We start from the raw sequence: 11773 nt of genomic DNA on the forward strand, positions 1-11773 counted from the left end.
CAAAACGCCGCCAGCGAAAACCGCGATGCGGCTCTCCTGTACGGCGTTTACAGTATCATCAGAAAGGGATTAGAACTGCATCAGCTCGGCTTCTTTATCAGCCAGCGCCGCGTCCACTTTCTTGATGGCGGCGTCAGTCAGTTTCTGAACGTCGTCCTGAGAGCGGCGATCTTCATCTTCGCCAATCTCTTTATCTTTCAGCAGCGCTTTAACTTTATCGTTCGCGTCACGACGGACGTTACGGATAGCCACACGCGCCTGCTCGGCTTCGCCACGCACGACTTTGATGAGATCTTTACGACGTTCTTCAGTCAACGGCGGCAGCGGAACGCGAATATCGCTGCCCGCGGAGCTTGGGTTCAGACCGAGGTCAGATGCCATAATCGCTTTCTCAACGGCCGGGCCCATAGAGCGATCGAACACGTTGATTTTCAGCGTACGGGAGTCTTCTACGGTGACGTTAGCCAGCTGACGCAGCGGCGTCGGCGTGCCGTAGTATTCCACCACGATCCCGTCCAGCAGGCTTGGGGAAGCGCGGCCGGTACGCACTTTGCTGATTTGGGTTTTGAATGCTTCAACGCACTTGTCCATGCGTACTTCAGCATCTTTTCTGATATCGCTAATCACGTTACGAATCCTTGAAAACTGGTTATCAGGCAGACCACACCCGCGCCACGTTGCCTTGCGGCTGCGTGCTAAGTATAGCCTTCTTTATCTTGCGGCACCCGACGGGTCGCCTGGTCACGGAAACTGATTTTAAAGCGGAATCTTACCCTGATTCCCTTCAAACGAAAATTATTCCGTAATCAAAGTGCCTTCTTTTTCGCCCATTACCACGCGGCGCAGCGCGCCCGGCTTATTCATGTTGAAAACACGAATCGGCAATTTGTGGTCGCGTGCGAGCGTAAAGGCCGCCAGATCCATCACTTTCAGCTCTTTTTCGAGCACTTCCTGATAGGAAAGTTGATCATAGAGCGTCGCGGTTGGATCTTTCATCGGGTCTGCGGAGTAGACGCCGTCTACTTTCGTCGCCTTCAGCACCACTTCCGCTTCGATTTCGATGCCGCGCAGGCAGGCGGCGGAATCGGTGGTGAAGAACGGGTTGCCGGTACCGGCGGAGAAAATAACCACGCGGTTGTTACGCAGCAGGCTGATAGCTTCAGCCCAGCTATAGTTGTCGCACACGCCGTTTAACGGGAAGGCAGACATCAGGCGGGCGTTAACATAGGCGCGATGCAGCGCGTCGCGCATCGCAAGGCCGTTCATTACGGTCGCGAGCATACCCATGTGGTCGCCCACGACACGGTTCATACCGGCTTTGGCAAGGCCAGCGCCGCGGAATAAGTTGCCGCCGCCGATCACCACCCCGACCTGGATGCCCAGCTCCACCAGCTCTTTAATTTCCTGCGCCATGCGATCCAGAATGCTCGCATCAATACCGAAGCCTTCTGCTCCTTGCAGCGCTTCGCCACTCAGCTTGAGCAGAATGCGTTTATAGACGGGTTTTGCATTGGTAGCCATGTTTCTTTCCTGGAACTGTCAACGAATGGGATGGTTAATTCAGGCGACATGATGCGTCGCATTCCGGCTCCGGCTATATAAGAGCAGGCCGAAATTTATGAATGACGGATAAAAAGGAGCCGCCCTCAGGCGGCTCTTTTACACCATTAAGACTGGCGGGACATGGCAGCAACTTCTGCTGCAAAGTCAGTCTCAACTTTCTGGATGCCTTCGCCCACTTCGAAGCGGATGAAGTTAGTGACGTCAGCGTTGTGCTCTTTCAGCAGCTGAGCAACGGTTTTGCTCGGATCCATAACGAACGGCTGACCGGTCAGAGAAACTTCGCCGGTGAATTTCTTCATGCGGCCTTCAACCATTTTCTCTGCGATTTCTTTCGGCTTGCCAGACTGCATGGCGATGTCCAGCTGTACCTGGTACTCTTTTTCTACCACGTCAGCAGACACGTCTTCCGGCTTAACGAATTCCGGCTTGCTTGCAGCAACGTGCATCGCCAGCTGTTTAACCAGCTCTTCGTCAGCGTTTTTAGCCGCAACCAGAACGCCGATGCGCGCGCCGTGCAGGTAGCTTGCCAGAACGTCGCCTTCCAGGGATGCGATACGACGGATGTTGATGTTCTCGCCGATTTTAGCAACCAGTGCAACGCGTTCTTCTTCGAACTGCGCTTTCAGCGCTTCAACGTCGGTGATTTTGCCCGCAAAAGCCGCGTCCAGAACTTTGTCAGCGAACGCCTGGAAACCGCCGTCTTTAGCCACGAAGTCGGTCTGGCAGTTAACTTCCAGGATCACGCCGTAGTTGCCTTCAATCTTGGTTTTGATCACGCCGTCAGCAGCTACGTTGCCTGCTTTTTTCGCCGCTTTGATCGCGCCAGATTTACGCATGTTTTCGATAGCCAGCTCGATGTCGCCATTAGCTTCAACCAGAGCTTTTTTACATTCCATCATGCCTGCGCCAGTACGTTCGCGCAGCTCTTTTACCAGGGAAGCGGTAATTTCAGCCATTCTATAATCCTCGGTTATCTCGTGCGGGGAGATAAGTCCAGGCCTGTCGGAGACTACCGACACACCCGACTCAAACAAAAAAGGGAGCCTGAGACAGGCCCCCTAACCAAACTTGTTACTACCTGGTTAATAAGGGCTCTAAACGAGCATGCCTTATTATTCAGCTTCTACGAAGCTTTCTTCCGCCTGAGCAGCCAGATCCTGAGAACGGCCTTCACGAACGGTTGCAGCAACAGCATTCAGGTACAGGCTGACAGCACGGATGGCGTCATCGTTACCCGGGATAACGAAGTCAACACCGTCCGGATCGGAGTTGGTATCAACGATAGCAAATACCGGGATACCCAGGTTGTTTGCTTCTTTGATAGCGATGTGCTCGTGGTCAGCGTCGATAACGAACAGTGCGTCCGGCAGGCCGCCCATGTCTTTGATACCGCCGAGGCTGTTTTCCAGCTTTTCCAGCTCACGGGTGCGCATCAGCGCTTCTTTTTTGGTCAGCTTATCGAAGGTGCCGTCCTGAGACTGAGTTTCCAGATCTTTCAGGCGCTTGATGGACTGACGAACGGTTTTCCAGTTAGTCAGCATACCGCCCAGCCAGCGATGGTTCACGAAGAACTGGTCGCAGCTGTTAGCAGCTTCTTTCACCGCTTCGCTTGCAGCGCGTTTGGTACCGACGAACAGAATCTTACCTTTACGGGAAGAAATTTTGCTCAGCTCAGCCAGGGCTTCGTTGAACATCGGTACGGTTTTCTCAAGGTTGATGATGTGAACTTTGTTACGCGCACCGAAGATGAACGGCTTCATTTTCGGGTTCCAGTAACGGGTCTGGTGACCGAAGTGAACACCAGCCTTGAGCATGTCGCGCATGGAAACAGTTGCCATGATTTAAAACCTCTGTTTAAAAGTTGGGGTTATGCCTCCACGTATCCCATATTACCGACCCCGAAGGGCACCCCGGAATATGTGCCGATACGTGTGTGTTATTACACAAAGTGAGAGTAGTCGCCTCTGTGCCAGGATTCTGGTACAGAAGTCCGGCGCGCTTTATATCACAATTTCGGCCGGGACTCCAATAGTTGTTCACGGGACGTGCCCTTAATGATTCTCAATTTGGCACCTTCCTGATGCCCTGATACCATTGTTTTACATTTATCAGTATTGCCGACTTTTCCGGCACCAGCGGACCAGATTATGGCTATTTCAATCAAAACCCCTGAAGAAATCGAAAAAATGCGCGTCGCGGGAAGGCTTGCCGCTGAAGTGCTTGAGATGATCGAAGAACATGTGAAGCCGGGCGTCAGCACGGGCGAGCTGGATCGTATCTGTCACGATTACATTACTAATCACCAGCATGCGATCTCCGCGTGCCTGAACTACCACGGCTTCCCGAAATCCGTGTGCATCTCTATTAACGAAGTGGTGTGCCACGGGATTCCTGATGACGGCAAGCTTCTGAAAGATGGCGATATCGTCAATATCGACGTGACCGTTATTAAAGATGACTACCACGGCGACACGTCCAAAATGTTTATCGTCGGTAAGCCGACCATCCTGGGCGAGCGCCTGTGCCGCATTACGCAGGAAAGCCTCTATCTGGCGCTGCGCATGGTGAAACCAGGCATCCGCCTGCGCACGCTCGGTGCCGCCATTCAGAAATTCGTCGAAGCGGAAGGCTTTTCTGTGGTGCGCGAATATTGCGGACACGGCATCGGCCGCGGCTTCCATGAAGAGCCGCAGGTGCTGCATTACGACGCCGACGACGGCGGCGTCGTGCTGCAACCGGGCATGACCTTTACGGTCGAGCCAATGGTGAACGCTGGCGACTACCGCATCCGTACCATGAAGGATGGCTGGACGGTGAAAACCAAGGATCGCAGCTTGTCTGCGCAGTACGAGCATACTATTGTGGTGACGGATAACGGCTGCGAAATTCTGACGTTGCGTAAGGACGACACCATACCCAACATCATTTCGCATAACGATTAATAAGAAGCCGGCAAGCGCCGGCTTTTTTTATGGGTGGCGCATGATGAGTAACACATTACCCGAGCAGTCTGTGAATACCACGCTTGCTCCTCTCCCCGGACAGCCTGACTACCCCGCCACCTGGCCTGCCGACGCGCTTAACTGCGCGCAAATCAAACAGCATCTCGACGCTTTTCAGCAGTGGCTTGGCGCAGCGTTTGACGACGGCTACACCGCCGAACAACTGATTGAAGCCCGCACCGAATTTATCGACCAGCTCCTGCAACGGCTGTGGATTGCCGCGGGCTTTGGCGATACTCCGGACACCGCGCTGGTCGCGGTCGGCGGCTACGGGCGCGGCGAACTGCACCCGCTATCAGATATCGATCTACTCATCCTGAGCCGCAAGCGCTTGAGCGAAGCGCAGGCGCAAAAAGTGGGCGAGCTGCTGACGCTCCTGTGGGACGTGAAGCTGGAAGTAGGCCACAGCGTACGCACGCTTGAAGAGTGCTTGCTGGAAGGGCTTTCAGATCTCACCGTTGCCACAAACCTTATCGAATCACGCCTGCTGATTGGCGACGTGGCGCTGTTCCTCGAGTTGCAAAAGCATATTTTCAGCGACGGCTTCTGGCCTTCAGAAAAATTCTTCGCCGCCAAAGTGGAAGAGCAGAACGAGCGCCACCAGCGCTATCACGGCACCAGCTACAACCTGGAGCCGGACATTAAAAGCAGCCCTGGCGGCCTGCGCGATATCCACACGCTGCAATGGGTGGCGCGCCGCCACTTTGGCGCCACGTCGCTGCGTGAAATGGTCGGCTTCGGCTTTCTGACGGAAGCCGAGCGCAACGAGCTCGACGAGTGCCAGCATCTGCTGTGGCGCATTCGTTTTGCGCTGCATCTGGAGCTCAACCGCTACGACAACCGGTTATTGTTTGATCGTCAGCTGAGCGTGGCTCAACGCCTGTGTTATGAAGGCGAAGGCAACGAGCCGGTTGAGCATATGATGAAAGATTTCTACCGCGTCACGCGCCGCGTCGGCGAACTTAACCAGATGCTGCTGCAACTGTTCGACGAGGCGATCCTCGCGCTCACCACCGATGAAAAACCGCGCGTGCTAGATGATGACTTCCAGCTGCGCGGCACGCTTATCGATCTGCGCGACGAGACGCTGTTTATTCGCGAGCCGCAGGCCATTCTGCGCATGTTTTACATGATGGTGCGTAACCGCGACATCACCGGGATCTACTCCACCACCCTGCGTCATCTGCGCCACGCGCGCCGTCATCTTAAACAGCCGCTGTGTTACATCCCGGAAGCCCGCTCGCTGTTTCTGGCGATGCTGCGCCATCCGGGCGCGGTAAGCCGCGGCCTGCTGCCGATGCATCGCCATAGCGTATTGTGGGCGTACATGCCGCAGTGGTCGCATATTGTCGGGCAGATGCAGTTCGACCTGTTCCACGCCTATACGGTGGATGAGCACACCATTCGCGTGTTGCTGAAGCTGGAAAGCTTCGCTAAAGAAGAGACGCGCGCGAAACACCCGCTCTGCGTGGATCTTTGGCCGCGCCTGTCACACCCGGAGCTGATCCTCATCGCCGCGCTGTTCCATGACATCGCCAAAGGCCGTGGCGGCGATCACTCGGTGCTGGGCGCGCAGGACGTCCTGAAATTCGCCGAACTGCACGGCCTCAATTCGCGTGAAACGCAGCTGGTCGCCTGGCTTGTACGCCACCATCTGCTGATGTCGGTCACGGCGCAGCGCCGCGACATTCAGGACCCGGAAGTCATTAAACAGTTTGCCGAAGAAGTGCAGACCGAAAATCGGCTGCGTTTCCTCGTCTGCCTGACGGTGGCGGATATCTGCGCCACCAACGAAACGCTCTGGAACAGCTGGAAGCAGAGCCTGCTGCGCGAGCTTTACTTCGCGACCGAAAAACAGCTGCGTCGTGGCATGCAAAGCACGCCCGATATGCGCGAGCGCGTGCGCCATCACCAGCTCCAGGCGCTGGCGCTGCTGCGTATGGAAAACATTGACGAAGAGGCGTTGCACCACATCTGGGGACGCTGTCGCGCCAACTACTTTGTACGCCACAGCCCGAATCAGCTTGCCTGGCATGCGCGGCATCTGCTCCATCACGATCTCAGCAAGCCGCTTATCCTGCTAAGCCCGCAGGCGACGCGCGGCGGCACCGAGATATTCATCTGGAGCCCGGACCGCCCTTACCTCTTCGCCGCCGTCTGCGCCGAGCTTGACCGGCGCAACCTGAGCGTACACGACGCGCAGATCTTCACGACCCGCGACGACATGGCGATGGATACCTTTATTGTGCTGGAGCCGGACGGCAGCCCGCTCTCCCCCGACCGCCACGAGGCGATTCGCCAGGGTCTTGAGCAGGCGATCACGCAGCGCACCTGGCAGCCGCCGCAGCCGCGTCGTCAGCCTGCCAAACTGCGGCACTTTACGGTGGAAACCGAGGTCAATTTTCTGCCAACGCACACCGACAGAAAATCGTTTCTGGAGCTTATCGCGCTCGATCAACCCGGCCTTCTGGCGCGTGTCGGGCAGGTCTTCGCCGACCTCGGCATTTCGCTGCACGGAGCCAGGATCAGTACAATTGGAGAGCGAGTAGAAGATTTATTTATAATCGCGACAGCGGACCGGCGTGGGCTTAATAATCTGCTCCAGCAAGAGGTGAGACAACGGTTGACAGAGGCCCTCAATCCAAACGATAAAGTGTAGTGAATTTTTAATACCCAAAAGTTATCAGGAAAGAAGCTAATTATGCAGCAGCTACAGAACGTTATTGAATCCGCTTTCGAGCGCCGCGCCGACATCACGCCGGCGAACGTCGATGCCGTCACCCGCGAGGCGGTCAACCAGGTTATCGCCCTGCTGGACAGCGGCGAACTGCGCGTCGCAGAGAAGATCAACGGCGAGTGGGTCACCCACCAGTGGCTGAAAAAAGCGGTGCTGCTCTCCTTCCGTATCAATGACAACCAGGTGATTGAAGGCGCGGAAAGCCGCTACTTCGACAAAGTGCCGATGAAATTCGCTAACTACGACGAAGCCCGTTTCCAGAAAGAAGGCTTCCGCGTGGTGCCGCCTGCGGCCGTGCGCCAGGGTGCGTTTATCGCCCGCAACACCGTACTGATGCCGTCTTATGTCAATATCGGCGCGTATGTCGATGAAGGCACCATGGTGGACACCTGGGCGACCGTCGGCTCATGCGCGCAGATCGGTAAAAACGTTCACCTCTCCGGCGGCGTCGGCATCGGCGGCGTACTGGAGCCGCTGCAGGCCAACCCGACCATCATTGAAGACAACTGCTTTATCGGCGCGCGTTCTGAAGTGGTGGAAGGCGTTATCGTCGAAGAAGGCTCTGTAATCTCAATGGGCGTTTACATCGGCCAGAGCACCAAAATTTATGACCGCGAAACCGGCGAAGTCTTCTACGGCCGCGTGCCGGCAGGCTCCGTGGTGGTTTCCGGCAACCTGCCGTCGAAAGATGGCTCATACAGCCTCTACTGCGCGGTGATCGTGAAGAAAGTCGACGCGAAAACCCGCGGTAAAGTCGGTATCAACGAACTGCTGCGCACCATCGACTAAGCAGAACGAAAAAAGGCGGGCCTGGCCCGCCTTTTTCGCATCTGAGGGTGGCGCGATGGGATCTTTTCATTAATTATCTAAAGGTTAATATTTCCCCAGGGGGATCGCTATGTACGACAACCTTAAGAGTCTTGGCATAACCAATCCTGATGAAATCGACCGTTACAGTCTGCGCCAGGAAGCGAACAACGATATCCTGAAGATCTACTTCCATAAGGATAAGGGCGAGTTCTTCGCCAAGAGCGTGAAGTTTAAATACCCACGCCAGCGCAAAACCGTGGTCGCCGACGGCGTCGGTCAGGGTTACAAAGAAGTGCAGGAGATCAGCCCTAACCTGCGCTACGTAATAGACGAGCTGGATCAACTCTGCCAGCGCGACCGCACCGAAGTGGATCTGAAACGCAAAATCCTCGACGATCTGCGCCATCTGGAAAGCGTCGTGGCGAACAAGATCTCCGAGATCGAATCCGACCTCGAAAAGCTCACCCGCAATAAATAAACGTCGTCCGCGCGTTTTCGCGCCGGGCATCAGACGTAAAAAAGGCCGCAATCGCGGCCTTTTGTTTTAAGAGACTCTGTTACTGCATCAGCAGATAGATAGAGCTGTCGCCACGCTGAATGTTCAGCGCCAGCACCGACGGCTTGCTGTCGAGGATTTTGCGCAGTTCAGCGATATTGCTCACCGGCTGCTGATTCGCGCCGACGATAACATCGCCTTTCTTCAGGCCGATACGCGCCGCAGGCGAGCCCGCTTTCACGCTGTTCACCATCACGCCTTTATCCTTACCGGCGCGGTTGCTCATCTCCGCCCCTTCGATACCGCTGAAGATGGAAGAGGAATCTACCTGCGTCTGGCTGCTCTGCTGCAGCACCAGATCGACATTCACCGGTTTACCGTCGCGCAGCAGGCCGAGCGTCAGTTTCGTGCCGACCGGCATGGTGCCGACCTGCGCGCGCAGCGCCGCGAAGCTGCTAATCGGTTTGCCGTTCAGCGACACAATCACGTCGCCCGCTTTCACGCCCGCTTTGGCGGCGGAAGAGTTCGCCAGCACCTGACTTACGAACGCGCCGCGCTGGGCGTCCACTTTCATCGCTTTGGCGAGTTCAGAGTTCAGCTCAGTACCCATGATGCCGAGCTCGCCGCGTTTCACCTGGCCATACTCGACCATCTGCGACGTCAGGCTTTTCACCATGTTGCTCGGAATAGCAAAGCCGATACCGATGTTGCCGCCGTCCGGCGCCAGAATCGCGGTGTTAATCCCGATAAGCTCGCCGTTCAGGTTCACCAGCGCGCCGCCGGAGTTACCGCGGTTAATCGCCGCATCGGTCTGGATAAAGTTCTCGTAGTTTTCCGCGTTCAGGCCGCTGCGGCCCAGCGCCGAGACGATACCGGAGGTTACCGTTTCACCAAGGCCGAACGGGTTGCCGATGGCCACAGCGTAATCGCCGACGCGCAGGCTGTCGGAGTCGGCAAGTTTAATCGCCGTCAGGTTTTTCGGATCCTGAATCTGGATAAGCGCGATGTCGGAGCGCGGATCTTTACCCACGATTTTCGCGTCCAGCTTACGTCCGTCGCTCAGCTGCACTTTAATGGTGGTGGCGTTATCCACCACGTGGTTGTTGGTGACCACATAACCTTTGGCGGCATCGATAATCACGCCGGAGCCAAGCGCCATAAATTTCTGCTGCTGGCCGCCGCCGTCAGCGCCGCCAGGGCCGCCCTGACAGAAAGGTGAACTCTGGAACGGGGAACCATCCTGGCAGAACGGCGAATCATCGCCAAAGAACTGCTGGAAGTTGCGCGGCATACGCGGCGTATTCACCGTGGTGCTGCCTTCAACGTTAATGCTGACGACAGAAGGCATGACTTTTTCCAGCATCGGCGCCAGGCTCGGCATCGCCTGCGACGTCACGGCGGACGCGGTTTCAGCGGCGAAGGAAGCCGGGCTTAATGCCAGCCCCAGGCTCAGGGCCAGCGCACTCATTGCTAACGTGGTTTTTTTCATCGATTCATTCTCAACTAACAAGTAACGCAAATAAATTGCTGTGAAGGTGTCTGTCAGAGTCGATTTATAGCGCGAAGTTCCGTCGTTAATTTTCTGAAAAAAGTAAAAATTTATTGTCCGTCTTTACAAAACGAAGCGGCTTATTCTACCGCCATCAGTTTGCGATATTCATCCCAGGCGTAGAGATCGGTCATACCACTGATATAGTCCTGGATAAGCCGGCAACGATAATAATATTCCCAAACCGGGAAATCCGCCGCCTGCGGATGCAGATGGCTCACAGCCTCGATATAAGCCAGCCGGTGCCGGGAAGAGAGTTTATGATAAAGGCGCGATTCAATCGGCAGCGACCGTACGCTCTCTTTTTCCACCAGCTCGCGAAATTGCGCCAGCGTCAGCGAGAGCAACGGGCGATAAATATCCAGCAGCCCGCTAATGACCCGGTAGCCCTGCAACTCCAGTTGCTCGACGTCAGGGTGGTTAAATACATGACGCACCGCGACATTTTTATACAGTTCAAGCAGTCGGCTGTACGGGCTGTCATCTTCGAGCAGCGCGTGATTAAACGAGCCGTTAAAGACGTCCGGCAAATTATCAATAAAACGCTGCGCGGCGTAAGGCGCCAGCCGATTTAATGTATTCACGCGCAGATACATAAAAAACTGATCTTCCGCGCTGTGGTGTAATTGATTAGTTCCCGATTTATCCCAGGCGTTTTGCACGACCAGATTAAAGAGATCGCCCGGCGCATGTTCGCCCCAGGCGTCATAGAGATGCTGATATAACTGCTCGACGCTGAAAATACGTTTTTCCACCGCGTCTTCGAGATCCGCCACGCAATAAGAAATATCGTCCGCCGCCTCCATAATCCAGGCGAGCGGGAAACGACTGTAAGTGTCTAATTGCAGTTCTTTACGCAACCGCGAAATATATTGATCTTCGGAGAGATAAAACCCCGGCTTTTTCATCAGATAGCTGTGGGTTTCCGGCACCGGGCCGTGGTGCCAGGCCGGGCGCGTATATTTGAGAATACCACCAACCTGCGCCCAGGTAAGATTCATGCGCAGCAGCGTATGCACCAGTCGAATACCCTGCGCGTTACCCTCGAAATGACACAGATCGCGCCGCACGTTGCCGCGCAGCGCGTTAAGGGCTTCTTCGCCCTCCTGGAGGCGCAGCGTCTGCACCGTGCAGCGGTCCTGGCTTACGGGGAGGTTTTCGGCATCCGCCGGAAAGAGCCGCTGGCTGAACCAGTCGTTAATCGCCGCTTCGCCGAAGTGACCGAACGGCGGATTGCCGATGTCATGCATCAGGCATGACATCTCAACAATGCTCTCAAACGGCCCGGTCAGCTCCGCCAGGCCATACGCCTCAAGCAGCCCCTGCTCTTTCAGGCGGCTCAACACTTCTTTGGCGATATAGCGCCCCACCTGTTGCACTTCCAGAGAGTGCGTAAGGCGCGTGCGCACCGCGGCGTTGCGCTCAAGGGGAAAAACCTGGGTTTTCTGTTGCAGGCGGCGGATCGCGGGCGAGTTGATAATGCGGCCGCGATCGCTTTCAAAGATGCGCAGGATCTCGTGTTCACTCTTCACGCCCTGCGGCGAGCGATACCGGCGATGCCAGTTGATTTTGTTTCGGAAATCGATTTTCTCCATCCGCCCTCCCGGTCTGCGCGC

General features: G+C 55.8%; 10 protein-coding genes. 4 read left to right on the plus strand and 6 right to left on the minus strand.

Translation table 11 applies throughout. The annotated features are described in order from the left end of the window. Window positions 1-69: 69 nt before the first annotated feature. The 4 genes from frr to rpsB all read right to left on the minus strand — a co-directional run bounded on the left by frr (window position 70) and on the right by rpsB (window position 3401). Window positions 70-627 (minus strand): ribosome recycling factor, encoded by a 558-nt coding sequence (gene frr / locus AFK66_RS15515; protein WP_004386136.1) that lies wholly within the window; start codon window positions 625-627, stop codon window positions 70-72. Between the two features lie 168 nt (window positions 628-795). Next, complete coding sequence (pyrH, locus tag AFK66_RS15520; RefSeq protein WP_004386137.1) at window positions 796-1521, minus strand: UMP kinase; 726 nt, start codon at window positions 1519-1521, stop codon at window positions 796-798. A gap of 146 nt (window positions 1522-1667) precedes the next feature. Further along, window positions 1668-2519 carry a translation elongation factor Ts gene (gene tsf, locus AFK66_RS15525; protein WP_004386138.1) on the minus strand — a complete coding sequence of 284 codons (852 nt, stop codon included), beginning with the start codon at window positions 2517-2519 and terminating at the stop codon, window positions 1668-1670. 156 nt (window positions 2520-2675) lie between these two features. Then, window positions 2676-3401 carry a 30S ribosomal protein S2 gene (gene rpsB, locus AFK66_RS15530; protein ID WP_004386139.1) on the minus strand — a complete coding sequence of 242 codons (726 nt, stop codon included), beginning with the start codon at window positions 3399-3401 and terminating at the stop codon, window positions 2676-2678. 309 nt (window positions 3402-3710) lie between these two features. Between rpsB and map the strand changes: the two genes are divergently transcribed. The 4 genes from map to AFK66_RS15550 all read left to right on the plus strand — a co-directional run bounded on the left by map (window position 3711) and on the right by AFK66_RS15550 (window position 8590). Then, on the plus strand, window positions 3711-4505 hold the full coding sequence (gene map / locus AFK66_RS15535) for a type I methionyl aminopeptidase (RefSeq protein ID WP_007864522.1): 795 nt from the start codon (window positions 3711-3713) through the stop codon (window positions 4503-4505). 43 nt (window positions 4506-4548) lie between these two features. Continuing rightward, the gene (gene glnD / locus AFK66_RS15540) at window positions 4549-7224 is read left to right on the plus strand and encodes a bifunctional uridylyltransferase/uridylyl-removing protein GlnD (RefSeq protein ID WP_007776397.1); all 2676 of its coding nucleotides are present in this window, start codon (window positions 4549-4551) and stop codon (window positions 7222-7224) included. A 42-nt stretch (window positions 7225-7266) separates the two neighbouring features. Beyond that, window positions 7267-8091, plus strand: a complete 825-nt coding sequence (gene dapD / locus AFK66_RS15545; RefSeq protein ID WP_004386142.1) for a 2,3,4,5-tetrahydropyridine-2,6-dicarboxylate N-succinyltransferase — start codon at window positions 7267-7269, stop codon at window positions 8089-8091. 109 nt (window positions 8092-8200) lie between these two features. After that, a complete protein-coding gene (locus tag AFK66_RS15550; protein WP_004386143.1) occupies window positions 8201-8590 on the plus strand; it encodes a DUF3461 family protein in 390 nt (129 codons plus the stop codon). A 79-nt stretch (window positions 8591-8669) separates the two neighbouring features. Here the strand turns inward: AFK66_RS15550 and degP are convergent, their stop codons facing one another. Together degP and dgt are read right to left on the minus strand one after the other, a co-directional pair. Continuing rightward, the gene (degP, locus tag AFK66_RS15555; protein ID WP_032969706.1) at window positions 8670-10097 is read right to left on the minus strand and encodes a serine endoprotease DegP; all 1428 of its coding nucleotides are present in this window, start codon (window positions 10095-10097) and stop codon (window positions 8670-8672) included. Between the two features lie 140 nt (window positions 10098-10237). Then, the gene (gene dgt, locus AFK66_RS15560) at window positions 10238-11752 is read right to left on the minus strand and encodes a dGTPase (protein ID WP_007776338.1); all 1515 of its coding nucleotides are present in this window, start codon (window positions 11750-11752) and stop codon (window positions 10238-10240) included. Window positions 11753-11773: the final 21 nt, after the last annotated feature.

The sequence above is a fragment of the Cronobacter malonaticus LMG 23826 genome (assembly GCF_001277215.2).
Taxonomy (GTDB): domain Bacteria; phylum Pseudomonadota; class Gammaproteobacteria; order Enterobacterales; family Enterobacteriaceae; genus Cronobacter; species Cronobacter malonaticus.